This is a genomic window from Micromonospora sp. DH14, assembly GCF_029809455.1.
Classification (GTDB): Bacteria; Actinomycetota; Actinomycetes; order Mycobacteriales; family Micromonosporaceae; genus Micromonospora; species Micromonospora parva.
The window spans coordinates 499,867-524,938 of record NZ_JARVKT010000001.1 but is presented as its reverse complement, the minus strand read 5'-3'; the positions used below and the strand labels follow the sequence as shown (position 1 = coordinate 524,938).

The following is a 25,072-nucleotide window of genomic DNA, read 5'->3' as shown; positions in this document are numbered from 1 at the left end:
GCCATCCTGCCGGCGGCGCCAGACCACGCACACCACGCCTACCGTCCACGAACGACCCGACAAGCCCGCTCCGGCAGGCGCGCTATCCACGTTCTCCGTAGACGGCGAAACCCGCAGCGTTGAGGTAGACGGCCATCCGCAGGTCGAGCTCGATCTCGCGTACCTGGATGGACACCGAGAAGTCGCGGTACTCCGCGACAGTCCCGAGGCCGGCGAAGTAGCTGGAGGGATCGAACGTGAGCTGATGGGCGCCGCGCTTCACCTGAAGCTCCTCCAGCGCCGGCAGCCGGCCGTCATTTGCCGTGAACCCGGACATCAATGGTGCCCAGCCTCGATCGTCGCGGCTGTGCAGCCGCACCAGCACGCCCGGGACAGGTCGGCCCGACGCGCCATCAATAATGCGAACACCAATCATTTGACATCCAAGTCCCTCCATTTATGGCAGCGGCTCGCGTGAGCTTACAGCTGACCGCTTTCATCCCGCTATCAAGTCGACAAGCGCTCTCCCCAGCCTGCGCTAAGCGTATCGAGGACGGATCGACAGCCATCAGATATCAGGTCGACAGCGGGCGCTGGTGGACTCGGTCCGTAGTCGAGATCGAAGGGGGAACGAGATTATGCGACGTGATACCAACTGGGGCTGACGACTTGGGCCGGGCGCCCACAACGAGAGGTGGCCCCTCGAGTCGGAAACCGATTCGAGGGACCACCTTCATGCTGTGCGGACGCGCCTAGAAGTCAGAGACCGCCCTCCGGACAGCCCTCGACAGCACCCGTTCGATCAGCGGGTCGAGGATCCGGTCATATATCGGCACCCCGACGTCGTACGTCACCTCGAAAAGCACCTCGCAGCCCTCGGCCGCGGGAATTGTCCGCCACACGCCGGACATGCTGCGGAAATCGCCATCGGTCTGGGTGAACGAGATACGGCGCTCGCCCGGTGCCGGCTCGGACCGCTGCCGCCAGTGAATCGCCCCACCGCGGAACGGCACCGTCCACTCATCGTCGAACTGCCTGATCCGATCGAACGCGGCATCCGCCGACACTGCACTTCCGGCTGTCACCCGAATCGTCCTCATGAGCCGCTCCTCAGTGAGACCGCCTGCAGATGCGTCGTCCGGATCATCATGTAGCTGGCTTCGCCGAAGACGCCGCCGGTGAGGCCGGTGCCGCCGTGCGAGGGCAGGTACGGGAAGAAGCCGGAGTGCGATTCGTCGTTCACCTTGATGACGCCGCCGTTGGTCACGCCACCCACGAAGCGCTCCACCGCCGCTTCGTCAGCCGACCAGAACGAGTTGCGCAGGCCGTACGCGTTGGTGTTGACGAAGTCGAGCACATCCTCGAGCAGCGCGTCGTCACCGCGGCCCGGCTCGGGAACCACCACCGGTAGCAGCGGGAAGAACGTCTCGGCGCGGACCACCGACAGCTCGCGGCTGCGCGCCAGGCCGTCGACGCGCACCACAGTCGGTTCCAGGAAGTAGCCGGTGTCGGACGGTGACCCGTCCACCTCCAGCTGGCGTCCGCCGCACACCAGCTGGGCCCCACCGGCCAGTGCCTCCTCGAGCACCGCGAAGAAGCCGCGCTGGGCCAGGACCGGGGTGAGCTCCACGCCCTCGTCGTCGGGGTAGCCGGGTCGGATCTGCCCGGCGGCGACCCGGAGCCGGTCAAGCAGCTCGTCGGCGATCGCCGGATGCGCCACGACCTGGTTGGGCACGTTGCAGATCTGCCCCGAGGCGTTGAACGCCTCGGTCAGCGCGCGGACCGCCACGTCGAGGTCCGCATCCCGCCAGACCACTGCGCAGTCGTTGCCGGCCAGCTCCAGGATGGGCTTCTTACCGGCGGCGATGCAGTCGTTCTGGAACGCCAGCCCCTTCTCGCTGCCGCCGAAGTAGATGATGTCGTTGACGTGCGGGCTGGCCAGCCAGTCGTCGAGCATCGGCGGTCCGCACACGACGTTGACGGTGCCCGGTGGCGCACCCACCTCGTCGAGGGCCGGGGCGATGATCTCCCGGATCGCGTACATCACGCCCAGCGGCAGACTGCGCGGTGCCCGGATCACCACGGTGTTGCCGGAGAGCAGGGCGGCCGCGCCGTAGATGGCGTTCGAGTGCGGCGCGTTCTGCGGTGGCGCCACGCAGACGACCCCGTCCGGACGGCGGCGCACCACGATCCGCCTGCCGTCGTGCGAGAACTCACGGTGCAGCAGCTCCGCGCACCACGAGAGGGTCTGCTCGCTGAAGATGTGCAGCAACCCGTCGATCTCGGCGTACGACGGGGTGCGCGGCCGTCCCTCGGCGACCATCAGCTCCACGAACTCCTCGCGGGTCGCGACGAGCCGCCGGCGGATCGCCTCGCCCAGACGCAACCGGGTACGCAGGGGCGTCCTGCCCCACTCCGGCTGGGCGGCGGCGGCTGCGGTCAACGCCTGCTGGACGGTCTGCGGGTCGGCCAACGCGCACCGTCCGACAATGCGCGGATCGTCCTCGGCACCGGACCCACCGGCCTCCAGCCGCCGCTTCAGGCTCAACGCACCGAAGGTGTCCTCCAGCGCCGCACGCGCCGAGATGCCGTAGACGTGCCGGTCCGACTCGACGTCCTTGCCGGCCACATAGGACGGGAATGTTCTCATGGCGCGTACTCCCGCCCGAGCAGTTCCCGTGCGACCACGAGCTTGGTGGCGTTGGCGGTGCCGTCGGCGAGCTGGGTGCCGATCAGGTCACGGAGCCGCTGTGCGATCGGCTGCTCCTCGCTGTAACCGAAGTGCCCGAGCGTCAGCAACGCCTGGTGCGTCGCCTCGACGGCCACCTTCGGCGCCCACCACTTCGCCATGTTCGCCGCCAGGCGGTGCTCCAGCCCGGCGTCGTTGCGCCACAGCGCCTCGTACGCGACGAGCCGGGCCGCGTGCAGATAGGTGGCGCACTCCGCGAGCGGGAAGGCGATCCCCTGGAACTGGCCGAGCGGCTTGTCGAACGCCCGCCGGTGCTGAGCGTGCGAGATGGCGTCGTCCAGCGCGGCCTGTGCCACGCTGACCGCCATGAGCGCGATGAGCGCCCGTGAGTAGTCGAAGCCGCGCATGCCCTGGGCGAAGCCGAGTCCGGTTTCGCCGACCACGTCCGACACCTGGACCGGCAGGCCGTCGAAGACCAGAGTTGACCGACCGCCGGACCGGCTGCCCAGGTCACGCAGGGTTGACCGCACGACGTGCTGGTCGTCCAACCGGGCGTAGAAGGCGGTGACTCCACGGGCACGTGGCGCGTCGCTGGTACGGGCAAAGATCATCCCGTGGGTGGCGTACGCCCCCAGCATGATCGAGGTCTTCTCGCCGACGAGCCGCCAGTCGCGCGGACCGTTCGGCTCGGCTCGCAGCTTGACGGCGGCCGCGTCGGTCCCGTGGCTGGGCTCAGTCATGCAGAACGCCACCACGGCGTCCCCGCGAGCGATCGCCGGCAGCCAGCGCGAGCGTTGCTCCGGGGTTCCGTTGGCGGTGATGATGCCGGCCACCAGGGCGGCGTTCAGCACCGGGTAGCACGCGGTGAGGTCACCCCGGGCCAGCTCCTCCAGGGCGACGCCGGTGCTGACCGCGTCCAACCCCAGCCCGCCGTACTCGACCGGGACGCGCAGTGCGAACAGGCCCTCGGCGGCCAACTCGGGCAGGAGATCGGGGCGGAACTGTCCCTGCCGGTCGCTGTCCTGATAGAACGGCGTTATTCGCTTTTCGGTGAAAGTGCGCACCCGTTCGGCCAGCGCGCGCTGATCAGCAGTAAGAGAGAAATCCATCACGTCGCCTTCAATCGTTCCCGCAGAACGAACTTCTGGACCTTTCCCGACGGCGTCTTCGGCAGCTCGTCGACCGCGCTGATCCGCTCCGGCCAGTACGGCTTGGCCATGCCCAGCTCGGTGAGATGGGCACGCAATTCGTCGAGGGAGGGCGCCTCGCCGTCCGGCACGATGACCGCGCACGCCCGTTCCCCGAGCCGTGGGTCCGGATAACCGACGACGGCCGCCTCCCGGATCGCCGGGTGGCGCAGCAGCGCTGCCTCCACCTCGACCACCGGCACCTTCTCGGCTCCCCGGACGATGACGTCCTTCAGGCGGCCGACCATGCGGATGCCACCGTGTCCGTCGTCGCGCGCCAGGTCGCCGGTGTCGAACCACCCGTCGGGTGTCAGCGACTGGCGGTACAGGTTCGGACGGCGGTAGTAGCCCAGGCACTGGTTGTCGCCCCGTACCTGGAGCCGCCCGACCTCACCCTTCTCGACGGGTCTGCCGGTCTTCTCGTCGACGATGCGGATCTCCATGCCGGGCACCGGTGTGCCGTCGCTCTCCGCGGCCCGCATCGGTGGGTCCTCCGGGCGGGTGACGGTGACGCAGCCGTTCTCCGTCATGCCCCAGACGGCGTAGACCCGGCAGCCGAGGACCTCCCGCGCCTCCTCCACGAGGACCGGTGGCACCGGCGCGCTGCCGGTGCCGAACGCCTTGAGTGCGCCGACGTCCCGCCCACTGCGTCGCTGCTCGTGGATCAGGTCGCTGAGGAACGTCGGCGCCCCGTAGAAGAACGTCACCCGCTCCGCCTCGAAGATCCGCAGCATCAGCGCCGGGTCCCAGGTGTCCAGTTGCACCGCGCTCGCGCCCAGCAGCAGCGGCATGACGAAGTTCCAGGTGTATCCACCCTGCAGGGTGGTCGGCGAGCCCATCGCCGTCACCTCGTCGCTGGTCAGCCCCAGCACCTCGATCTGCCGTTGGTTGATCGCGTAGAGCGTCCGGTGGCTGTGCATGACGCCCTTCGGCTCACCAGTCGTGCCGGAGGTGAACATGACCTGGGCCAGGTCGTCGGGGCCGGCTTCGCGGCCGTCCAGCTCACCGGGCGGCACCTCGTCTTCCCAGGCCCGGTTGAGCAGGTCGGTGTCGAAGTCGAGGGCGCCCGGCGTGCTCGGCTCACCGATGAGGATGCGATGGCGCAGGGAGGGCACCGCCGCCGCCACCTCCGCGCTCATCTCGTCGTACGAGAAGCCACGGTAGGAGGCCGCCCCCACGTACACCGGGCTCTCGGTGAGCCGGGTCATGAATTCCAGCTCACGCCGGCGCATGATCGGCGCCACCGGACCGGCGACGGCGCCGATCCGCGCGCAGGCGAGGGCGAGGGCGACGAGCTGCCACGAGTTGGGCAGTTGCAGCGTCACCACCTCGCCGCGCCGGACGCCGAGCCTCGCCAGCCCGGCCGCCAACCGCTCGACCGTCGCACCCAACTGTGCGTAGGTCAGCCGTTCGGTCGCCCGGCCGTCGGCGTGCCAGCAGATCACCGCCGACCGCTGCGGATGCCGGGCCACGGCCTCCCGGAGATGGTCGAGCATGGTCCTGTCGTCGTGCGGTCCGGCGGGTTGGAGTCGCCGGACCGCCGTACTTGTCTCTGTGGTCACGCCGTCCTCCGAACGTTAGACGCTGGCCGGGGCGAACTGGTCGAGCTGACCGATCGGCCGGGTCGGCTGCCAGCTGCCCGGCACGAGGTGCGCGTTGATCAACTTGCCGTCACCGCGAAGCTCGGAGTAGGACGGGTGCCGCATGTGCAGCAGCGGCTCGTCGAAGGCGTCGTACGCCGCGTCGAAACCGAAGCGGTAGTTGAACTCGATGTCCTCGCCGCCCCAGCCCTGGAAGCGCTCGTCCATACCACCGGTCCGGTAGTACAGCTCGGCACGGGCGAAGAAGCACAGCCCCGGCCCACGGCGCAGCGTGAAGGCGCGCAGCCGCCGCGGGTCGGGCGCCGCGGCGCCGCCGTGCAGCCGCTCGCGGATCGCCCGCCAGGTGGCGGGGTAGTCCATCGCCACCATGTCCCGGTACGGCAGGTGCCCCATCGTGCCGGGTTCGCGCATGCGGTCGACGTTGCGCGCTAGGAAGTCACGGTCGGCCAGCACGTCGGCGTCCATGTGACAGATGATCTCGGTGTCTCCGGGCGTGTTCGCGACGCCGACGTTCATCGCCCAGGACTTGTTGAACACCCCACTCTTGGGGGCGAAGATGTAGTTGTCCGCGAAGCGGCTGATCACGTCACGCCAGCGGGGCTGCTCGTCGCTCTCCACGACCGTCACCTGGTACTGCTCGCGCGGCAACGACTGGTCACGCAGCGAGCGCAGGCACGCCAGGAGGTTGCGCAGCCGCTCGCCGCCGCCCTCCAGCCGGCTGTGGAACGGGATCACCACGAGGACCTCCGGCGCGGCGCCGTCGGGCAGCCGCGGCCCCGGGTCGAACGCGGCCATCTCCTCCACCGTCACCGGGACGGCGTCGTTCGTGTAGTCCTCGTTCAGCACGTGACCCAGGCGCGAGTTGCACTCCGCGCGCCAGCCCAGGTGCATGATGTTGTCGATTGCGGAGTCACGGCCGTGCCGCTCCGCCAGCGCCGCGTGCAGCGCCCAGTACCGTCGGTGGTCCGTCGGGTCGGCCAGCAGGCTCTCACCCAACGTACGGATCGCGTCGGCTCCACACGTCCGCACGGCGTCGACGACCTTGTCCCGCCAGGGCCGGGAGATCTCCCAGTAGTAGAGGCCCGAGGCGGGTGCGTCGGGGTCGGCCGCGACGACGAGGTTGTCAGCGACGGCCTTCGCCAGTACGGCAGGATCGGTCGGCTTCAGATACGACATTATCGCCCCAATTCACGAGAGCTGATTCTGGTCGGGCTTGCCGGCAGTGGCGACGATATCGGGAAACCTCTGCGGGAAAGGCTCGCTCATCGCTACCGGGTTATCGCGACGAAGTACTCAACCGCTCCTGCTGCTCGATACACAGGGACCGCATTCGGTACTCAGGAGCGCGCTGGCCTCGCGGTTCGGCGATAGGCGACCCGGGTGATGGTTTGATGAAAGCCGATCGATAGCGACCAATAAGACAGTGGGCCGGTGGATTCCACCGAGGTAACGATCAGGGACCGCCTCCGAGATGTTTTCGCTGGCCGGCACTCAGAGCTGCGGCGCATCTGCGCAGCGACCGACCGGCGCGGATCCGCCGGCATCGCGTTGATCGGCCCGGAAGGCGTGGGCAAGAGCCGGCTGCAGACCGAGGCCGCCCACCGGGCGGACCCCGCGCGACACCACGTCATCCGGGCCGTCACCACCGTGGCGACCGCCAACGTCCCGTTCGGCGCGCTCGCCGAACATCTACCCTCCGGGCTGCTCCGCTCACCGTTCACGGGCGACGCGCTCCGGGTCGCGGCCGAGGCACTGCTCAAGCCGGCCGGCAAGCGCCGTCTGACGCTCGTCGTGGACGACGCTCCCCTGCTGGACGAGGCATCCGCCGCGCTGGCGGTGCAGCTCGCCCGGCGCGGCGAACTCTTCCTCCTCGCCGCGGTGCGTCCCGACCGGCGGCTGCCGCGCCCGATCGCGGACCTGTGGACCGACGGGCTGGCCGAATGGATCGAGGTTGGCCCGCTCAGCCGCGACGACGTCCACCAGATCCTCGGTGAGGCGCTGTCCGGCCAGGTGGAAGGTGCACTGGTTCAGCGGTTCTGGGAGGCCACCGCGGGCAACGCGTTGCTGGTACGCGAGCTGCTGACCGCGCAGTTGGAGGCGAACCGGCTGGTGACCGAGGACGGCATGTGGATGCTCCGGGGCCCGTTCGCCATCCCGTCCTGGCTCACCGGCCTGATCGACGAGCGGCTCGCGGCGGTGTCGCCGGAATGCCGTTCCGCCATGGAGCTGCTCGCCGTCACCGAGCCGATCGGCCCGAACGTGCTCGGCGAGATGGTCTCCGCTGACGTGCTGGAAGCAGCGGAAGCCCACGGTCTCATCACTATCGAGCGCAGCGGTGGCCAGGATCTCGCCCGTCTGACGTACCCGATCTATGGAGATGTCCTGCGTGCCGTCACGCCGCGGCTGCGCGCGCGACGGTGGCTCGGTCAGTGCGCCAGCCTGATGGAGGCCAGCAGCCGCGATCCGGTCGACCTCGCGCGGACCGTACGGTGGCAGCTGGCCTGTGGCCAGCGGCCGTCCCCGGAGAACACGGCGGTCGCCGCCAGGGCGGCACGGTCGGCACTGGATTTCGAGCTCGCCGGGCAGCTGGCCCAGCGCGAGCTGGCCGCCGGTCGGGGGACGGCGGTGATCGAACCGCTCGGCTACGGCCTGCTGTTCGCCGGCCGCCCGGCGGACGCCGAGTCCGCGCTGTCCGGTCTCGGTCGGCTGGACTGCGACTTCGACCGCGCCCGGGTCGCCATGGTGCGCGCGTTCAACCTCTACTTCGGACTCGACCGGCAGGGGCCCGCCGAGGCGCTGCTGGCAGCGGCGGTCGACGACGTCGTCGACCCGGTCGCCCGTCGGCGGCTGGTCGCCCGGCAGGCGCTGCTGCGTGCTCTCTCGGACGCCCCGAAGGACGCCCTGGAGTTCGCCGCCGGGGCGCCGGACGAGCCGGAAGCCCAGGTGGCCGCCGGTCTGGCCATGGTCTTCTCCGGCCGCCCACACGAGGGACTCGACCTGCTGGCCGGCGAGTGGCCGGACGAGGCACCGTGGCTCTCCGTTCTCGCCGACCTGGGCACCGTGCACGGCATGCTGTGGACCGCGCAGTTCGCCGCCGCGGAGGAGCGGGCCCGCACCAGCTACGAACGGGCGCTCGCCAACCGGTGGCAGTTCGCGACCCTGGTGTCGTGCCTGCTGCGCGGCCTGGTCGCCCGGATGCGGGGGCAGCTGCGGGACCAGGCGTCCTGGTGCCGCGAGGGCATCTCGGTCGCCCGTGAGCAGAGGTCGAACAACATGCTGGCGGTGCTGCTGGGGCTGCTCGCGCACAGCTACGCGCTGACCGGCGAACCCGACGCCGCGGCCAGCACGTTGGCCGAGGCCGACCGGTTGGACGGGGTGTCCCTGCGGCTGCTGAGCCCCTGGACGGAACTCAACCGCGCCTGGGTCATCGGCGCGCGGCACGGCGACGCGGCCGCGCACGCGCAGTGGACCGCGCGGCTGGCCCGGGACCGGGGTTCGGCAGGTTTCGAGACGCTGGCCCTGCACGACGCGGCGCGCCTGGGCGCTCCGCGACCCGCCGCCGACCGGCTGCGGACGCTCGCGGGCCAGTCCGGGCGACTCCTCGGGAAGTCGTACGCCCTGCACGCCCGTGCGATGGCGGAGGGTGACGCGGCGGCGCTCGCGGAGGTCTCCGCCGACTTCGCCGAGATGGGTAGCCCGCTGCTGGCCGCGGAGGCCGCCGCCGAGGAGTCCGAGCGGCACCGGTCCGACGGCCGCCTGGCCATGGCGTCCACCGCCGCCGCCCGCGCCCTCATGTTCATGCGCCACTGCGACGAGATCCCCCGCTCACCCGCGCTGTCAGCGCTGGCGCCTCCGCGCCTCACGCCCCGGGAGGGTGAGATCGCCGAGCTCGCCGCCGGAGGGCTGTCCAGCCGCGAGATCGCCCGAACCCTCGTGCTGTCGGTGCGGACGGTGGAGAACCACCTGCACCGGGTCTACCGCAAGCTCGGCATCACCAACCGGGGGGAGCTCGGCGCGCTGAGCGTGCTGCTCACCCGGCCGCAGACCTGAGACTGAGCCGCCGCTCAGTGACCGGAGCCGGTCGCGAACCGAGCCCGCGGCCGTCCCCACCGGGAAAACCCGGGTGGGGACGGCCGCGGGCTCGGACGATGTGCCGGGCGTCAGTTGATGACGCCGGCGCCCACCGTGTGATTCGTCTCCTCGTCGATGAGGATGAAGGAACCGGTGAGCCGATTGCGGGAGTACGGGTCACACAACAGCGGCTGGGTCACCCGCAGCTGGAGCCGGCTGATCTCGTTGCACCGCAACTCGGTGGGATCGGGATCGCGCCGCAGTGTGTTGACGTCGAGCCGGTACTGCAGGTCCCGGATGACCGCGCGCACGGTCCGGGTGGTGTGCTTGAGCAACAGCCGAGCCGGCGGCCGGAGCGCCCGTTCGTTCATCCAGACGACCATGGCGTCGATGTCCTGGACCACGGCCGGCGCGTTGTGCGGCCGGCAGATCATGTCCCCACGGGACACGTCCAGGTCGTCGGCGAGCCGCAGCACCACCGACATCGGCGGCGTGGCCTCATCGACCGGCCCGTCCGGACCGTCGATGGCGGCGACCCGGGTGGTCAGCCCGGAGGGCAGGTGCATGACCTCGTCACCGGGGCGCAGCACCCCACCGGCGACCTGACCGGCGTAACCGCGGTAGTCGGGGCAGGCACTGGACTGCGGGCGGATCACGTACTGCACCGGGAAGCGGACGTCGACCAGGTTGCGGTCCGAGGCGATGTGCACGTTCTCCAGGTGGTGCAGCAGGGAGGTGCCTTCGTACCAGGGCATCTCTGTCGAGCGACTCACCACGTTGTCCCCGTGCAGCGCGCTGATCGGCACGAAGGTGACGTCCCGTGTGGCCATCCTCGTGGTGAACGCCGAGAACTCCGCCCGGATACTGTCGAACACGCCCTGGTCGTACCCGACCAGATCCATCTTGTTGACGCAGACCACCAGGTGCGGCACGCCCAGCAGGCCGAGCAGGAACGTGTGCCGCCGGCTCTGCTCGACCATGCCCTTCGTCGCGTCCACCAGGACGATGGCCAGGTCCGCCGTGGAGGCGCCGGTCACCATGTTCCGGGTGTACTGGGCGTGGCCGGGGGTGTCGGCGAGGATGAACTTGCGCTTGGGCGTGGCGAAGTAGCCGTACGCCACGTCGATGGTGATGCCCTGCTCACGCTCCGCCCGCAGGCCGTCCATCAGCAGTGCGAGGTTGGTGTACTCGTCGCCCCGCCGACGGCTGACGTCCTCCACCGCGGCGAGCCGGTCGGTGAAGGTGGACTTGGAGTCGTAGAGCAGCCGTCCGATGAGTGTGCTCTTGCCGTCGTCCACCGAGCCGGCGGTGGCGAACCGGAGGATGTCCATGATCAGAAGTACCCTTCCCGCTTGCGGTCCTCCATGGCGGCCTCGCTGGTCCGGTCGTCAGCCCGGGTCGCGCCGCGTTCGGTGATCCTGGTGGTCGCCACCTCCTGGATGATGTCGGCGACCGTCCGCGCGCCGGAGAGGACCGCTCCCGTGCAGGTCATGTCACCGACCGTCCGGTACCGCACGGTCTCCTCGGACACCACCTCAGTGGGGTCCGGCGCCTGGTACGGGTTCTCCGCCAGCAGCATGCCGTCCCGCTCGAACACCCGCCGCCGGTGGGCGAAATAGATCGGCGGCACGTCGAGCTCGTCGCTGGCGATGTAGCGCCAGACGTCGAGTTCCGTCCAGTTGGACAGCGGAAAGACCCGGATGTGCTCGCCCGGCCGGATGCGGGTGTTGAACAGGTTCCACAGCTCCGGGCGCTGGTTCCTCGGGTCCCACTGGCCGATCTCGTCCCGGAAGGAGAAGATGCGCTCCTTGGCCCGGGCCTTCTCCTCGTCGCGTCGGGCTCCGCCGAACGCCACGTCGAAGCGGTGCTCGGCGATGATGTCCAGCAGCGTGGTGGTCTGCAGCCGGTTACGGCTGGCCCGGCGTCCGGTCGGCTCGATCACCCGCCCGGAGTCGATCGAGTCCTGCACCGAGGCCACGATCAGTCGCACGCCCAGCTCGGCGACGCGCTTGTCGCGGTAGTCGAGGACCTCCGGGAAGTTGTGCCCGGTGTCGACGTGGACCAACGCGAACGGCATCGGCGCCGGCCGGAACGCCTTCTCCGCCAGGCGGAGCATGACGATCGAGTCCTTGCCGCCGGAGAAGAGCAGCGCCGGCCGCTCGAACTCGGAGGCCACCTCGCGGATGATGTGGATCGACTCTGCTTCCAGCATTTCCAGACTCATGTGACACCTCGCGTGTTTCCGCCGTCGACCAGCAGCACCGTGCCGGTCACGAAGCCCGCCTGCTCGCTGGCGAGGAAGGCGGCCAGCGCACCGAAGTCCGCCGGCTGCCCGACCCGGCCGAGCGGCACCTCGGCGATGATCTCCTTGAGCGCGGCCTCGCCGTCGACGGCGGACCGCGCCGCCACGAACCCTTCGAAGGCCGGCGTCTGATGCACGCCGGGGGCCAGCACGTTCACCGTGATGCCGCTGGCGCCGACCGCGTGGACCACACCCTTGGCGAAACCGAGCACGCCCAACCGGGCGGTCGCGGACATCGCGGTGCCGGGCAGCGGCTGACGTACGGCCTCCGAGGTGATCAGCAGGATCCGTCCCCAACCGGCCCGGCGCAGGTGCGGCAGGGCCGCCAACGTGATCGAGATGTGGGGCAGCAACGACCCCTCGACGCCCTGCCGATAGTCGTCCACGGTGAACGTGTCGGCCTGGCCGTGCGGCACGCCGGGAGAGTTGGTGACCACGACGTGCAGCGCGCCGAACTCCTCGGCCGTCTGGTTCACCCAGCGCGTCACGTCCGCGTCGTCACGGACGTCCACCTCGACGGAGAGCACCCGCCCAGGGCCGGCCTCGTCGACCAGCTTGTGCGCCGCGGCCAGTCGCTGCGGGTCGCGGGCCGCGATGGACACGTTCGCGCCCTCGGCCGCCAACGCACGAGCGACCGCCAGCCCGAGGCCGCTGCTGGCGGCGGCCACCAACGCCGTCCGCCCGGACAGTCCGAGATCCATCACGCCACCTTTCGCGCCAGCGTCGGATACCCGTAGCGGCGCAGCAGGGGCAGGGCGAGCGCCGTGGTCGTGGCGGTGGGCAGCGCCGGCAGCTCGGTACGCCAGCGGTCGTCCGGCCGGATCAACACCGTGCCCTGACCGAGCCGATCCGGGTTGCCGGTGACCGTGTGGTTGGTGCCGAGGGTCACCTTGCCCTCCTCCGTCACCGGTGGCTCGTCGTCGAGCCCCGCGAAACGCAGCACATCGGCCAGCACCTCACGGGGCTGCCGGGTCAGGTCCTCGTGTCGGATCCGGAGATAACGGCCCGCCGCGGCCCGGCCGACGTACTCGGAGGCCACGTTGAAGCCCACCCAGTTCGCCGTGCTCTGGGCCGGGCTCATCGGCTCGATGTACCGCTTGCCGCGCTGGTACGAGTAGGTGGTGGCCCGCGGGTCACGGACGATGTGCAGCACCCGCACGTCCACGTCGGAGCGGCGCAGCAGGGCAGCGGCCTCGGCCGGGTACTTGGAGCTGTCGACCACCGCCCGCTCGGCGCCCCGCCGTGCCAGTTCCTGGTAGACGGCGACGGTGCGGTCCAGGACCTGGGTGACGTGCGCGGGCGTACCGGCCAGGCGGGCGCGGGTGTGCCGGGTCCGCAGGCCGGCCTGCTGCGACGACATCATCTGGCGGGCGAGCTTGGTGGGCTCGGCGTCGCCGAACGTGGCGATCACCGACGACCACAGCGTGCACTGCCGGATCTGCTCGCCGCACCCGCACAGGGAGTTCGTGCCGCTGTCCAGCAGGCCGTTCTTCCACAGGTAGTGCAGTTCGCCCGCGTGCAGCACGCCGGGCAGCTCGTTGAGGACGTTGCCGAGAATGGTGCTGCCGCTGCGCAGCCAGCCGGTGATGTAGATGACCTTCATCGCTGACCGTCCGTCAACAGGAGGAAGTGCTGGGGCAGGTGCACGGCCAGGCCCACGGAGGTGCGGGCCTCCACGACGTCGCCGTGCAGCGTCAGCGACGACCGGCTGGGGTCGAGCAGCGTCACGGCGGCCCGGAAATCCCCGAGCAGCGCCTGACCGCGCGGCATCATCCGGGTACGCGAGACCTTGATGCCGGCCTCGGCGAGTCGGCCGAGCAGCCCGTCGCGGACCAGGTCCCAGTAATGGGCCGGGTGCACGACGATGCCGTCGCAGGAACCACCGGTCTCCTCGACCGCCCCCGCCGCGGCGGTCAACGCCGCACCGAGGTCGCCGCCAATGGTCGACCTGCGCATCTCGGGCAGCTTGAGCAGCCCCGCGATCCGACCGTCGGCGGTGCCGTGCAGCAGGGCCTGGTTCTCCACCACGCCCATCCGGACCAGCACCCGGTAGTCGATGAACGCGGCGAGCAACGCGGGCTCGTGCCGCAGGTCGGCGGGCAGGGGCACGGACACGCTCAGCTCGGTCAGCTCGGCGTACTCGACCGTCGGCTCGAAGGTGGCCTCCGGGGTGCTGGCGTACGCCGTGCCCGCGTTCGCGTACTCGTTCTTCGGAGCCTCGCGTACGTAGGCGAGCGTCTGGTCGGAGACCGAGGCCACCTTCAACAGGTGCCGCACGGTGTAGCGCGGGCGGCTCTTGAACAGCGGGAACGAGGCGGTCAGGTGTGCCCGGATCGGCACCACCACGTCGTCGCCGTTCTGCACCCGGGCAACCGACATGGCGAATTCCTCACCCGGACTGCGCCGGGCGAGCGTGGGGTCCGCAAGCGTCTGTCGGGTCACTTCCAGCGCGCTGGCGCTGGGTTGCATCGTGGTGGTCATCTTCTCCCCTTCAGGACAGCGCTGAGAACCGCGGATGTCGTGAGCCCCAACGCGGCGAGTGTCTCGTCGTGGTTGCCGCCCTCGGCCGGCCAGTCGGCGCCGGCGTTCACACTCAGCACCTCGCGGTCGGGCAGCAGCAGCGCAAGGGTGGAGGCCACGCTGCCGGCAGCGCGGTGCTCCTCGACGACGACCAGCCGTCGCGCGTCGGCCAGCTGCGGCAGGGCGAGCGTCAGGCTTTCCTCGTCCACCCAGCACAGGTGCGCGTGGCCGAGGTCCGGCTGCTGCTCGGTGGCGGCCTGGCACAGCGCCGTCGGCTTCTCCCCGATGGATACGACGCAGGTGTCACCACCCATCGGGCTCAACCAGGTGACAGCGCCCCGACCGGCCGGGGCGAACGACGCGTCGAACACCTCGTTGCGGCCCAGCCGCACGTAGCACGGCCAGTCGCCGTCGGCGGCGGCCCGGATCGCCTCGCGGGTCTCGGCCTCACCGGCGGGTACGGCGATCCGCACACCCGGCAGGCTCTGCATCACCGCCAGGTCCTCCAGGCAGTGGTGGGTCGGCCCGAACCACGCGCCGGACACCCCGCCGTACGGGCTGACCAGGACCACGGGGGCCCCGAGGTACCCGAGGCCGAGCTTGACGCTCTCCCCCGCGCGGAGCGCCGCGAACGTGGCGAACGTGCTGACGAACGGCCGCAGCCCGGCTGAGGCGAGCCCCACCGCGATGTCCACTGCGGACGCCTCGGCGATACCGAGGTTCAGGAACCGGTCGGGAAACCGGTCTTGGAAACAGTGCTTGGGGCCGCCGAGGTCCGCCTCCAGGCACACAATGCGCGGGTCGTCCGCGGCCAGCTCGGTCAGCTCGAGCCGGTACGCCTCCCGCGCGGACACCGTGGCCGTCATCACCGGATCGCCGCCTTCCACTGCCGTGCCCGCGCGGGACTGATCTTCACGTAGTGCGAGCCGGCCTTACCCTCGGTGGCCGGCACGCCCTTGCCCTTGACGGTGGTGGCCAGCACCGCGAGCGGCCGGTCGGTCGGTGCCATCGTCCGCACCAACTTCTCGATGTCGTGCCCGTCGACCTCGGCCACCTCGAACCCGAACGCGGCCAGCCGGGCCGGCAGGTCGGTCAGTGGCGAGATGTCCGAGACGTAACCGTCGTTCTGGCCACCGTTGAGGTCCACCACCACGGTGAGTCCGCTGACCCGCTTGGCCTGGGCCACCTGTAGCGCCTCCCAGACCAGGCCCTCCTGCAACTCGCCGTCACCGACCACCGCGATGGCCCCGCCCGGCCGGTTCAGCAACCGTCGGGAGAGGGCCCAACCGACCGCGTACGCGAGCCCGTGGCCGAGACTGCCGGTGGGGAACCGGACGCCGGGCACCTTCGGGCCGGGATGTCCGGTGTAGGGCGACCCGGCGCGGCCGTACCGGGGCGCCGGGTTCTCCTCGATGACGCCGACCTCGTGCAGCACCGCGTAGAGGGCGGCCGCCGCGTGGCCCTTGCTCAGGACGACCTCCGTGCCCGGCTGGGACCGGGCGACGGCATACGCGGCGACCAGGATGTCCACCACCGAGAGGCTGCCGCCGAGGTGACAGCCGACCCCGCTGGCCGCCATGTCGACCACCAGCCGGCGCGCCTGGCTGGCCTGTTCCCGAAGCAGATCGATCTCGTCCATCACCGCACACACCAATCCCGTACGGCAGCGGACAACACCGTCCGCGCCCGCCGGTACTCGTCGGCTGACAGCCGCTCGTCGGGCGTGTGGTCCAGGTGAGCATCTCCCGGCCCGTACGCCACCATCGGAACGCCGCGCCACCTGCTGGCGAGCGTGTTCATGTCGCTGCTCCCCTTCTTCGCGAGCAGCCGTGGAGCGTCACCGGTCGCCGCGCGCAGCGCCCGGGTGAACGCCCGTACCAGCGGGTCGGTCCGGGGTGTGCTCACCGGCGGCGTGGCGAGCAGCAGCTCACCGTCCTCGAAGACGGACAGCATGCTGTCCAGTTCGGTTCCCGGTGGGACCCGGACGTCCAGCACCGCCGAGGCGGTCTGCGTGCCACCGGAGCCGCCCGAGGCCAGGTCGAGCACCGCGAACAACGCTTCCGGACTGCACTTGCCGACCTCGGCCTCGACCTCGCCGATGAGGTCGACGAGGGAACTGGCGGCGGTCCGCCGTTCCTTGCCCGCCGTGTGACCGGTGGTCCGGGCGACATCCATCCGCACCTTGCAGACGCCGTGGTAGCCGATGGTCACCGCGCCGGCGCCGCTGGGCTCGCCGATGATGACCGCGTCCGCCGGGTAGTGGTCACGCGCGTAGAGCGAACCGGACGCCGTCCGCTCCTCCTCCACGGTGCCGACCACCCGCACCGTGACACCCTCGGGTGGTTCGAACTCCACGAGCGTCTGCAGGAACACGGCCAGGCTGGCCTTGGCGTCCACGCAGCCCCGCCCGGTCAACGAGGCACCGTCCCAGGCCACCGGCCAGCGGTACGGGACGGTGTCCAGGTGGCCGAGCATCAGCAGCCGGCGTGGCCCGCTGCCGCGCGTGGCGACCAGGTTGCCGGCCGGGTCGATGACCGCGTGCACGCCCTTCTCGGTCAGCCACTTCAGCAGGTACAGCGCCAGTTCCCGCTCGCCGCCGGAGACCGAGGAGATCTCCACCATGCGGGTCAGCAGGTCCAGGTCCGGCTCCGGTGCGGCGGCCCGCCAGAACCGGCTACCGCCGTGGGTGTTGGCGGTGTGCGGGCCGGTGATGGCGACGTCCGCGGTCCCCTTCAGGGCCAGCTCCGCCGCCCGGACCTTCTGCCGCATCCGTCCGCTCGCGTACGCCATTCCCTCACCACTGCACAGGTGCGGCAGGGTGCTGGTGCGGTCGGACGGGTCGGCGAGCAGGCCCGGGGTGCCGGTCACCAGGCGCAGGTGATCGGCGTCGAGCGCGTTCGCCACCTCGGCGGCGAGCACGTCGGCATCGACGTTGATCGGCGCGCCGCCGTCGCTCGCGGTCACCGGCGGTGACACGCAGACCACGTCGAAGGTGTCCAGCAGGGACAGCAGCCGCGCCACGTCCACCGCCGAGACCGCGCCGGCCCGGTGGTCGCGGACCAGCCGCTGCCGGTCACCCTCGACCACCCGCAGCGGCCGGTTCGGGGTACCCGTGACCAGCCCTTCCGGCGTGGCCGTCGCGGCGAACACCGTCAACTCACGCTGGCCCAGGTTCTCCCGGATCCGGGGGAGGGTCAGCTGTTCGTACGCGGCGACGATGTGCGGCATCTCGTCGGGCGGGCAGTACCGCACCTCGTCGCCGGAGGCCAGTCGCAGCATCCGCATCGGGCGCTCGATACCGGCGTAGTAGTCAGCGATGTCGGCCGCGCCGCCGGCGACCAGCAACAGTCGGGCACCGCCCGCGCTCAGCGCGGCCAGGTCGTCGTAGACGGAGGCGTGCCGCAGGCTCGAACTGCCCACCTTGACCACGTACAGCGGCCGGTAGGGGAAGATCCCCGCCAACGCCTTGTTATTCATCACGGCCATCCGCCGGCCTCCGGGAGTCCTAGCCGTTCGTCCATTCCGTGGATTCGGTTCACCGTCTGCACCGCCTGGCCGGCGCCGCCCTTGATGAGGTTGTCCAGGGCGGACACCACCACCCAGCGGTCACCGGACACCACCGCCGCGACCTCGGCGACGTTGGCGCCCACGACCGTCTTGAGCATCGGCATCCCCATCGGGGACCGCCCGGCCGCCACCCGCACGAAGGGCGCGTCGGCGTACGCCCGGGCGAACGCCCGGCGCACGTCGCTCTCCCCCGCACCGGGCTTCAGCCGCCCGTACGCCGAGACCATGACGCCGCGCGCGACCGGCAGGCTGAAGGTGGAGAACTGCAGGTCCGGAGCCCGACCGGTCAGGTCGTTGAGGGCCTGGCGCACCTCGGGGGCGTGCCGGTGCCCGTGCAGCCGGTGCACCCGAACGTTCCCGTCGCGTACGGCCGGGTGCTCGACACTGCCGGTGCCGCTGCCGCTCGACCCCGACTTGGCGTCCACCACCACGTCCTCCGCCGCCAGGTCAGCCTTGAACAGCGGGTAGAGCGCGTAGATGGTGGCCGCCGCCATGCAGCCCGGCAGGTTGAGCACCGGCTCTGTGGGGGTGGGCGCGAACTCCGGGATGTAGTAGGGGATGGGCTGGCGCCAGCCGCCAGCCGACGCGGGATAGTGGCGCTCGACCTGGTCCGTCTGGCGCAGCCGGTAGTCGCCGGCCAGGTTGATCACGACGTTGGCGCGGTTGGCCACGTCGTCGAGCACGGACGGCAGTACGCCGTTGGGCAGGCAGGCGAACGCGACGTCCACGTCCGGCATCTCGTCGAGCTTGCGCATGTGGTGCCCGCCGATCGACGTGTTGCGCAACCCCGGCACGACCTGCCCGACGCGCTGACCGGCGTGCCGGGCCGAGGACACGAACGTCGGCACCACCCGGGGGTGGGCGGCAAGCAGCCGGATCAGCTCGGCTCCGATGAACCCGCTGCCACCGAGGACGGCGGCGCTGATGTGCTCGCTCACGCCGCCACCCCCGCCCGTGCGAACACCGCGTCCCGCACGTACGCGGCGACGTGGCCGGCGATGTCAACGCCGTGGATCTTCGAGGACTGGGCGAAGTCCGGGTTGGTGTTGACCTCCAGCACGTACATCTCGCCGGTCTCCCTGGACTCGGCCAGGTCGACGCCGTAGAACCCGGGGCCGAAGCACGCCACGACCCGGGCGCACAGTTCGCGGGCGCGGTCCGAGATCGGGATGGGCTCCACGGCGCCGCCCTGGTGGGTGTTGGTGCGCAGACCGGCGCCCACCTGGCGGTACGCCACGATCGGACGGTCCCCCACCACGTGCACCCGCTCGTTGAAGCCGGGCTTGGGCACGTACTGCTGCACCACGACGGGGAACTCCTTGCCGGCCGGGTCCAACGCCTCCCGGCCGCCGGCCCAGGCGTCGAACTGCGCCTCGTCGGTGATGCGGACGATCCCGCGTCCCCACGAGCCGCTGATCGGCTTGACGACAGCGTCCCCGCCGAGCTCGTCGACGTAGCCACGAACCTGCTCGACGGTGAACGCGACGTGCGTCGTCGGGTGCGGGACGTCGTGGTTGGCGAAGGCGATCGCCTGAAGGTCCTTGGCGAGACACAGCCGCACCGCGCGCGGCGTGTTCAGCGTCTCGATGTCGGCGTGCTCGAACCGGGCCGCCATCGAGGCCAGTTCCCGGTGGGACACGTTGCGCAGCAGCACCATCCGGGGCCGCGGCGCGGCGTTGTTGAGTATGGCGGCGGTATGGCGGGGCAGCGCCGACTGCGCGGTCAGCCCGGTCGCCCGCAGCGCCCCCAGGAGCAGCCGCTCCTCCGGGCGCACCATGGTCACGGAGACCAGCACATCGGCCGTCTCACTCACCCCAGTCCTCCTCGATCTCCGGTGCGCGGTCGAGCCGGATCGCGGGCGTGACCTCGACTACCTCGTGTTCCTGGCCGCAGCCGCGGCACGACAGGATGTCGCCCAGCTCCGCCTCGGTCGACACGACGACCTCGGTGTCGCACTCCAGGCAGACCGGTGCGGTGGTCAGATTGGACATGGGATCCCTCCGGAAGACTAGGCTCGCTCGAAATCGATGATCATCATGTCGCGGGTCGCGACTGTCGCACCCTCGGGTCCGATCGGGGTAACTTCGTGTTCCATTGCACGGTCGTCGAGCAGAATGGTTTCCATCGGATTCACCATCGCGTGCTCGAACAACGGCTCGCTCTCACCCTTGCGGAAGACACGGCTGATACCACCGGCGCAATTCTGCCGGCCGACCAGGTGGATGGCCACATAGTCGTGACCGTCGCTGTGCCGCCCCTCCGGGGCCGGCGCCGAAGTGCCTTCACTGTCGGCCGTCACACGGATCATGTGGACGGTTATCAACCAGTCGCTGTCAATTCCGCTGGCCCGGCTGACAAAGCCCAGGTCGTGTGTGACGACGGCTTGGAAGTTCGCGTTCTCGTACGCCTCCGGCGTGATTGGCGCGAACTGCCTGGCCTGCCCACCGTAGACCCGGTTCACGTCCGTCGCCTGGTAGAACGGCTGGGCGGGCAGCGTTTCGAGGCCACCTCCGGCGCGTCCCAGCAGCCGCCCCAACCGGCGGTATCGGCGTGTCCGGTGGCTCGGTTGGACGTACGGGTCGATTGGAAGGTCCTCCCATAATTTCGCGAATTCATACCACCCGTCACTGACGGAAACGGGTAGTTGCTCGTGGGCCCACCCGTTCTTCACGATGTCCTGCGCGCGGAGCAGGGCGAAATTGTTGATAGGCATTGCGTGCCTCCCTTCTTATCCAGGAATGAACGTACTCGCGGGGCGGTACTCTGCACCCGACTGAGCTCCACTCAAGACCTCTGTAAATGGCACCCAGAAGCCGTTTGAGCCGCCACCCACGCCGTTGTGCGTCGAGCTGCCGCCCGCTCGCGAGGCCCTGGTCGCCGTGCCCTGCGCTCGGACCCGGCCGGACCTGCAAAGCTTCCTGCCAATCGAGTGGCGGTGGTAGCTCGCCGGCCTGTACGCATCGCCCGCGCCGCTCCGACACGCGACTGGAGTGCGCAAACGTCTCTAGTGTGGACATGGCGAGGGAAGACGGTCCGGATATGCTACCTTCAAAACCCGGTTAGCCGGTATCACGTAAGCGGGCCTGCGGTTGAGTAGCGCCGTCGAGACGAACGAGTGTCTGTTGTGTACCGCTTGCGTGGCGACTTCTTGCTACACCTTGTCCAGGAATTGGGAGGTAGCCATGGTGCACCAAAGACGCGCGGTCTATGCCCTCACCGCGTTGTCCGCCGCCACTTTCTGTTACGTCACCACCGAAGTGCTTCCGATCGGTCTGCTCACGCTGATCGCGCCGGACCTGGGACGCTCCAGGTCGGAGACCGGTCTGCTGGTGACCGGGTACGCGGTGGTCGTCATGATCGTGGCTCTTCCGCTGACCCGGGTCACTCGACGGGTACCTCGACGTCCGCTGCTCGCCGGCGCCCTCGGCGTGTTCGCCGCGGCGACGGCGGTGTCAGCCCTCGCCACCTCGTACGAGGTGCTGCTCGCCGCCCGGCTGGTGTCCGCGATCACCAACGGTGTCTTCTGGGCGGTCGTGTTCCCCGTGGCGATCTCGATGTTCCCCGAGAACATCAGAGGCCGCATCGTGGCGCGACTGTCGATAGGCAACGCTCTCGGCCCGGTCCTCGGCGTACCGCTGGGCACCTGGTTGGGCGGACAGGCCGGCTGGCGGACCGCCTTCGTCGCGATGGCCGCCCTCGGCTTCGTCACCTGCATCGCGGTCGCCCTGCTCCTGCCGAGCGTCGCACCGCAACAGAGCGCGAGCGACGTGGGGCCGATGCCGGACCGGCAGCGTTTCGTGGTGCTCCTCGTCGCCACCATCCTCGCGGTCACCGGCGCCATGGGCGCGTTCACCTACATGACCGTGTTCCTCCTCGACGTGAGCGGGTTCGCCGCGGCATCTCTCGGCCTGCTGCTCTTCGTCCAGGGCTCGTTCGGCGTCGCCGGCACGTGGGCGGTCGGTCGGGTCCTGGACCGGTTCCCACTCGGTGTCGTGCTGGGGCTGCTCGGGCTCATCACCGCGGCGATGCTCGGCCTCTACGGGGTTGGTTCGAGCAAGATATTGACGATCCCCCTGCTCGCCGTGGCGGGCATGTCGTTCAGTTCGCTGATCGCGGGAATCCAGCACCGAATCATGCAGGTGGCCCCGTCGACCACCGACATGGCGTCCGCCAGCCTCAGCGTCGCGTTCAACTTCGGCCTCGCGGCCGGCTCGTTCATCGGCGCGGGCCTGCTGGCGACGGCCGGGGTCCGCGTCATCCCGTTGTTCGGTGGCCTGCTGACGGCCGCCGCGTTCGCGCTGCTCGCCTTCCACGAAATGTCCCGCAAGAAGAGGAGAGGCCATGAAACTGTCCGTCGTAATCCCGACCTACAACCGGTCGGACATTCTGCAGCTCACCCTTGAGTCCCTGGTCCGCCAGGACCTGGATCACGACGACTACGAGGTGCTGGTGGTCGACGACGGATCGTCGGACGACACCGCGGACGTCGTGAAGAAGTACATGGACCAGATGAACCTGCGCTACTTCTTCCAGGAGGACGAGGGATACCGGGCCGCCGGGGCCCGCAACGTCGGCATCAGCCACGCCGAGGGCGAGATCACCGTCTTCATGGACGCGGGTGTGATGGCGCACTCCAGCCTCCTGCGCGTGCACCTCGCCACCCACGAGGCCTACAGCGAACCGATCGCCCTGTGCGGGTATGTCTTCGGCTACAGCCTGAACAACGAGAATGCCGACGAGGTCCTGGCCGACCTCGACGTCAACGATGTGGACGGCACGATCGAGCAGTGGCGCGAGAAGGGCCTGCACCCCGACATCAGGGAGGACTTCTTCATCCGGGAGGGCGACGACTTCTCCGCCGCACCGGCGCCCTGGCTCATGTACTGGACGTTCAACTCCTCGGTGCGCACGGAGCAGCTACGGCGGGTCGGCATGTTCGACGACGCGTTCCGCGCCTGGGGCGGCGAGGACGTCGACCTCGGCTACCGACTGCACCGCGACGGGGCCCGCATGTTCCTCAACCGCGACGCGGTGTCGCTGCACTGGCCGCACGCGCGGGACGGCGAAGGCGCCGACGCGGTCGCCAACTACCAGTACATGGCCCGCAAGTACGACACCCCCATCACGCGACTGCTGGACATCGTCCCGACCATCAACTTCTTCGTCATCAACGACGTCATCCGGGGCAGGAAGCTGACCCACTGATCTGATCGCAGCTGGTGTGCGGCCCGCACGGGCCACATACCTTCGCGGCGCCCCCAGCGCGCCGGCCACCGTCAATGCGACACCGGCCGGCGCGCTGCGCTGTTCGGCGACTTCCGCAGCCTGGATCCCCCGGCACTTCTGCCGGCTCTCGGGGAAATCTCCTCAGTAGTAAATCCCCGTTCTGATGAGCAGTTCCACAGAATCTATTGAGTAATCGAGAGAACGCTAATGCGGTACCGCCGCCGGAGTACGTTGCTGCTACGAATATAAAGGAACTGCGGAAGGGCGGGATCGCGTTCAGCCTATCGGGAGAGCGGACACGAATTGTGCGCTCTCCCGTCACTGGTTCCAACGAGTCGAGCAGCAAGCGCGTACGAGATGGTCCGAGGTCCACCAGGGGCTGGCACCCGGCAATCGACCAGGAAGGTCGACCCTTTGGCCGCCGGACTCTCAATAGGCAGGTCCGGCGCACCGAAAGGAGCTCGGGCGCAGCCGGAACGCGGCCCGGTCGCGGGCACGCGAACCGGCGGACGGTAGAAGTCTGGTCGAAATGAGGCGGTCATGGGACAAGAGTCGGTTACCTCCATGATATTGGACGATGCCCGGTCGCATCGGTCGTTCGAGAAGGACTACTCACCAACCTCAATAGCCGAGGGACCAACAGGTGAGAGTTCTCGCGTGTCGTACGATCTGGCAGTTGTTGGTCTTGGCTATGTGGGTCTGCCTCTGTTGAAAGAGGCGGCCGCTGCCGGACTGCGCGTCATCGGAGTGGATATCGACGCCAATCGCGTCGACATGCTGAACAGCGGGAAATCCTACATCGACGACATCTCCAAGGACGATCTCGGCGAGATGCTCGACGCCGGTTTCCGGGCGACGACGGACCCGGCTTCGTTCGCCGAGAGCGCGGTCATCATCGTCTGCGTGCCGACGCCACTCAGCGACGATCACGGGCCGGACCTGTCGGCGGTGCGCAGCGCGGCACACATGGTTGCCGCCTGCCTGACGCCGGGCACCCTGGTCGTGCTCGAGTCCACCACGTATCCCGGCACGACCGAGGAGGTCGTCCGGCCGATCCTGGAGAAGTCGGGCCTCACGGCGGGACGCGACTTCAGCCTGGCGTACTCGCCCGAGCGCATCGATCCGGGCAACGGGCAGTTCGGACTGCGGAACACGCCAAAGGTCGTCGGCGGCCTCACCGAGAGCTGCCGGGACCAGGCGGCCACCTTCTACGGCAAGCTCGTGTCCCGGGTGGTGCCCACCTCCGGCCTACGCGAAGCCGAAATGGCGAAGCTGCTGGAGAACACCTACCGCAACGTGAACATCGCCCTGGTCAACGAGATGGCGATCTTCTGCGAGGAACTGGGCATCGACCTGTGGGAGACCATCGAGGCCGCGGCCACCAAGCCATTCGGCTTCCACAAGTTCCTCCCCGGGCCGGGGGTCGGCGGCCACTGCATCCCGGTCGACCCCTCCTACCTGTCGCACACCGTCCGCAAGCTCGGTTACACCTTCCGGCTGGCCGAGACGGCTGACGAGATCAACGGGCGGATGCCGAAGTACGTCGCCAGCCGCCTGCAGCGGGCGCTCAACCGGGAGCGGAAGTCGGTCAACGGCGCGCGCGTGATGCTGCTGGGTGTCACGTACAAGCCGGACATCGCCGACGACCGCGAGACCCCCGCCCTGCCACTGGCCCGTGAGCTGCTCAGCCTCGGCGCCGAGTTGTGTTTCGCCGATCCCTACGTACGGAACTGGACCGTCGACGGGGTGAGCATCACTCCGGTCGAGGCACCCCTGTACGCGGTCCACGACTGCGACGCCGTCGTGCTGCTGCAGCCGCACTCGGCGTTCGACCTCGCGGCCATTGCCCGGCGCTCCCGGCTGGTGCTCGACACAAGCGGCCGCATGGGCCGCTACGACAACGTCGAACGACTCTGAGCCGCGCTCCAGA

22 protein-coding genes are annotated in these 25,072 nt (G+C 69.7%); 4 read left to right on the top strand and 18 right to left on the bottom strand.

The genetic code is table 11. The features are described 5' to 3' along the window. Positions 1-82: 82 nt before the first annotated feature. The 6 genes from QCZ28_RS02430 to QCZ28_RS02405 all read right to left on the bottom strand — a co-directional run bounded on the left by QCZ28_RS02430 (position 83) and on the right by QCZ28_RS02405 (position 6,632). Positions 83-415, bottom strand: a complete 333-nt coding sequence (locus QCZ28_RS02430; RefSeq protein WP_279515004.1) for a hydroxyisourate hydrolase — start codon at positions 413-415, stop codon at positions 83-85. A gap of 316 nt (positions 416-731) precedes the next feature. After that, complete coding sequence (locus tag QCZ28_RS02425; RefSeq protein ID WP_279515003.1) at positions 732-1,079, bottom strand: SRPBCC family protein; 348 nt, start codon at positions 1,077-1,079, stop codon at positions 732-734. Further along, positions 1,076-2,629, bottom strand: coding sequence for an aldehyde dehydrogenase (locus tag QCZ28_RS02420; RefSeq protein ID WP_279515002.1), 1,554 nt, complete (start codon positions 2,627-2,629; stop codon positions 1,076-1,078). The genes QCZ28_RS02425 and QCZ28_RS02420 overlap by 4 nt, the downstream gene beginning before the upstream one ends. Further along, the gene (locus QCZ28_RS02415) at positions 2,626-3,777 is read right to left on the bottom strand and encodes an acyl-CoA dehydrogenase family protein (RefSeq protein WP_279515001.1); all 1,152 of its coding nucleotides are present in this window, start codon (positions 3,775-3,777) and stop codon (positions 2,626-2,628) included. The genes QCZ28_RS02420 and QCZ28_RS02415 overlap by 4 nt, the downstream gene beginning before the upstream one ends. After that, the gene (locus tag QCZ28_RS02410; RefSeq protein ID WP_279515000.1) at positions 3,777-5,417 is read right to left on the bottom strand and encodes an AMP-binding protein; all 1,641 of its coding nucleotides are present in this window, start codon (positions 5,415-5,417) and stop codon (positions 3,777-3,779) included. The genes QCZ28_RS02415 and QCZ28_RS02410 overlap by 1 nt, the downstream gene beginning before the upstream one ends. A gap of 15 nt (positions 5,418-5,432) precedes the next feature. Then, positions 5,433-6,632 (bottom strand): glycosyltransferase, encoded by a 1,200-nt coding sequence (locus QCZ28_RS02405; RefSeq protein ID WP_279514999.1) that lies wholly within the window; start codon positions 6,630-6,632, stop codon positions 5,433-5,435. Between the two features lie 255 nt (positions 6,633-6,887). Here QCZ28_RS02405 and QCZ28_RS02400 point away from each other — a divergent pair, with 255 nt between their 5' ends. After that, a complete protein-coding gene (locus tag QCZ28_RS02400; RefSeq protein ID WP_279514998.1) occupies positions 6,888-9,506 on the top strand; it encodes a LuxR C-terminal-related transcriptional regulator in 2,619 nt (872 codons plus the stop codon). 110 nt (positions 9,507-9,616) lie between these two features. On the opposite strand, the gene QCZ28_RS02395 is transcribed toward QCZ28_RS02400, so the two are convergent. From QCZ28_RS02395 to QCZ28_RS02340, 12 genes are read right to left on the bottom strand one after another with little or no spacing between them, the layout of a single operon-like run. Then, positions 9,617-10,858 carry a GTP-binding protein gene (locus QCZ28_RS02395; protein WP_030329308.1) on the bottom strand — a complete coding sequence of 414 codons (1,242 nt, stop codon included), beginning with the start codon at positions 10,856-10,858 and terminating at the stop codon, positions 9,617-9,619. A gap of 2 nt (positions 10,859-10,860) precedes the next feature. Further along, the gene (gene cysD / locus QCZ28_RS02390) at positions 10,861-11,751 is read right to left on the bottom strand and encodes a sulfate adenylyltransferase subunit CysD (protein WP_279514997.1); all 891 of its coding nucleotides are present in this window, start codon (positions 11,749-11,751) and stop codon (positions 10,861-10,863) included. After that, positions 11,748-12,530, bottom strand: a complete 783-nt coding sequence (locus QCZ28_RS02385) for an SDR family oxidoreductase (protein ID WP_279514996.1) — start codon at positions 12,528-12,530, stop codon at positions 11,748-11,750. The genes cysD and QCZ28_RS02385 overlap by 4 nt, the downstream gene beginning before the upstream one ends. Beyond that, a complete protein-coding gene (locus QCZ28_RS02380) occupies positions 12,530-13,432 on the bottom strand; it encodes a sulfotransferase (protein WP_279514995.1) in 903 nt (300 codons plus the stop codon). Before QCZ28_RS02380 ends, QCZ28_RS02385 begins: the two co-directional genes overlap by 1 nt. Further along, a complete protein-coding gene (locus QCZ28_RS02375) occupies positions 13,429-14,310 on the bottom strand; it encodes a family 3 encapsulin nanocompartment shell protein (protein WP_279514994.1) in 882 nt (293 codons plus the stop codon). Before QCZ28_RS02375 ends, QCZ28_RS02380 begins: the two co-directional genes overlap by 4 nt. Beyond that, complete coding sequence (locus tag QCZ28_RS02370; RefSeq protein ID WP_279514993.1) at positions 14,307-15,215, bottom strand: transketolase; 909 nt, start codon at positions 15,213-15,215, stop codon at positions 14,307-14,309. The genes QCZ28_RS02375 and QCZ28_RS02370 overlap by 4 nt, the downstream gene beginning before the upstream one ends. Beyond that, positions 15,215-15,988: a 1-deoxy-D-xylulose-5-phosphate synthase N-terminal domain-containing protein gene (locus QCZ28_RS02365; RefSeq protein WP_279514992.1), complete on the bottom strand. Its 774-nt coding sequence runs from the start codon at positions 15,986-15,988 to the stop codon at positions 15,215-15,217. Before QCZ28_RS02365 ends, QCZ28_RS02370 begins: the two co-directional genes overlap by 1 nt. Next, entirely contained in the window at positions 15,988-17,835 is a 1,848-nt protein-coding gene (locus tag QCZ28_RS02360; protein ID WP_279514991.1) for a M20/M25/M40 family metallo-hydrolase, read from the bottom strand. Before QCZ28_RS02360 ends, QCZ28_RS02365 begins: the two co-directional genes overlap by 1 nt. After that, positions 17,826-18,854 carry an N-acetyl-gamma-glutamyl-phosphate reductase gene (gene argC, locus QCZ28_RS02355; protein ID WP_279514990.1) on the bottom strand — a complete coding sequence of 343 codons (1,029 nt, stop codon included), beginning with the start codon at positions 18,852-18,854 and terminating at the stop codon, positions 17,826-17,828. The genes QCZ28_RS02360 and argC overlap by 10 nt, the downstream gene beginning before the upstream one ends. Then, positions 18,851-19,729 carry a RimK family alpha-L-glutamate ligase gene (locus QCZ28_RS02350; protein WP_279514989.1) on the bottom strand — a complete coding sequence of 293 codons (879 nt, stop codon included), beginning with the start codon at positions 19,727-19,729 and terminating at the stop codon, positions 18,851-18,853. The genes argC and QCZ28_RS02350 overlap by 4 nt, the downstream gene beginning before the upstream one ends. Further along, the gene (locus tag QCZ28_RS02345; RefSeq protein ID WP_030329330.1) at positions 19,722-19,907 is read right to left on the bottom strand and encodes a hypothetical protein; all 186 of its coding nucleotides are present in this window, start codon (positions 19,905-19,907) and stop codon (positions 19,722-19,724) included. Before QCZ28_RS02345 ends, QCZ28_RS02350 begins: the two co-directional genes overlap by 8 nt. A 17-nt stretch (positions 19,908-19,924) precedes the next feature. Further along, positions 19,925-20,629, bottom strand: a complete 705-nt coding sequence (locus tag QCZ28_RS02340; protein ID WP_279514988.1) for a 2OG-Fe dioxygenase family protein — start codon at positions 20,627-20,629, stop codon at positions 19,925-19,927. Between the two features lie 469 nt (positions 20,630-21,098). Here QCZ28_RS02340 and QCZ28_RS02335 point away from each other — a divergent pair, with 469 nt between their 5' ends. The 3 genes from QCZ28_RS02335 (at position 21,099) to QCZ28_RS02325 (ending at position 25,059) form a co-directional block, all read left to right on the top strand. Then, complete coding sequence (locus QCZ28_RS02335; protein ID WP_279514987.1) at positions 21,099-22,319, top strand: MFS transporter; 1,221 nt, start codon at positions 21,099-21,101, stop codon at positions 22,317-22,319. Continuing rightward, a complete protein-coding gene (locus QCZ28_RS02330; RefSeq protein WP_279514986.1) occupies positions 22,258-23,121 on the top strand; it encodes a glycosyltransferase in 864 nt (287 codons plus the stop codon). The genes QCZ28_RS02335 and QCZ28_RS02330 overlap by 62 nt, the downstream gene beginning before the upstream one ends. Before the next feature lie 678 nt (positions 23,122-23,799). Next, complete coding sequence (locus QCZ28_RS02325) at positions 23,800-25,059, top strand: nucleotide sugar dehydrogenase (RefSeq protein WP_036410874.1); 1,260 nt, start codon at positions 23,800-23,802, stop codon at positions 25,057-25,059. Positions 25,060-25,072 lie beyond the last annotated feature (13 nt).

What these genes read in the sequence shown, in the direction of transcription:
- QCZ28_RS02345 (WP_030329330.1), bottom strand. Translation starts at nt 19,907, where the DNA reads ATGTCCAATCTGACCACCGCACCGGTCTGCCTGGAGTGCGACACCGAG.
- QCZ28_RS02415 (WP_279515001.1), bottom strand. Translation starts at nt 3,777, where the DNA reads ATGGATTTCTCTCTTACTGCTGATCAGCGCGCGCTGGCCGAACGGGTG.
- QCZ28_RS02370 (WP_279514993.1), bottom strand. Translation starts at nt 15,215, where the DNA reads ATGACGGCCACGGTGTCCGCGCGGGAGGCGTACCGGCTCGAGCTGACC.
- QCZ28_RS02385 (WP_279514996.1), bottom strand. Translation starts at nt 12,530, where the DNA reads ATGGATCTCGGACTGTCCGGGCGGACGGCGTTGGTGGCCGCCGCCAGC.
- QCZ28_RS02395 (WP_030329308.1), bottom strand. Translation starts at nt 10,858, where the DNA reads ATGGACATCCTCCGGTTCGCCACCGCCGGCTCGGTGGACGACGGCAAG.
- QCZ28_RS02380 (WP_279514995.1), bottom strand. Translation starts at nt 13,432, where the DNA reads ATGAAGGTCATCTACATCACCGGCTGGCTGCGCAGCGGCAGCACCATT.
- QCZ28_RS02340 (WP_279514988.1), bottom strand. Translation starts at nt 20,629, where the DNA reads ATGCCTATCAACAATTTCGCCCTGCTCCGCGCGCAGGACATCGTGAAG.
- QCZ28_RS02425 (WP_279515003.1), bottom strand. Translation starts at nt 1,079, where the DNA reads ATGAGGACGATTCGGGTGACAGCCGGAAGTGCAGTGTCGGCGGATGCC.
- QCZ28_RS02335 (WP_279514987.1), top strand. Translation starts at nt 21,099, where the DNA reads ATGGTGCACCAAAGACGCGCGGTCTATGCCCTCACCGCGTTGTCCGCC.
- QCZ28_RS02430 (WP_279515004.1), bottom strand. Translation starts at nt 415, where the DNA reads ATGATTGGTGTTCGCATTATTGATGGCGCGTCGGGCCGACCTGTCCCG.
- QCZ28_RS02405 (WP_279514999.1), bottom strand. Translation starts at nt 6,632, where the DNA reads ATGTCGTATCTGAAGCCGACCGATCCTGCCGTACTGGCGAAGGCCGTC.
- QCZ28_RS02360 (WP_279514991.1), bottom strand. Translation starts at nt 17,835, where the DNA reads ATGGCCGTGATGAATAACAAGGCGTTGGCGGGGATCTTCCCCTACCGG.
- cysD (WP_279514997.1), bottom strand. Translation starts at nt 11,751, where the DNA reads ATGAGTCTGGAAATGCTGGAAGCAGAGTCGATCCACATCATCCGCGAG.
- QCZ28_RS02420 (WP_279515002.1), bottom strand. Translation starts at nt 2,629, where the DNA reads ATGAGAACATTCCCGTCCTATGTGGCCGGCAAGGACGTCGAGTCGGAC.
- QCZ28_RS02365 (WP_279514992.1), bottom strand. Translation starts at nt 15,988, where the DNA reads ATGGACGAGATCGATCTGCTTCGGGAACAGGCCAGCCAGGCGCGCCGG.
- QCZ28_RS02375 (WP_279514994.1), bottom strand. Translation starts at nt 14,310, where the DNA reads ATGACCACCACGATGCAACCCAGCGCCAGCGCGCTGGAAGTGACCCGA.
- QCZ28_RS02330 (WP_279514986.1), top strand. Translation starts at nt 22,258, where the DNA reads ATGAAACTGTCCGTCGTAATCCCGACCTACAACCGGTCGGACATTCTG.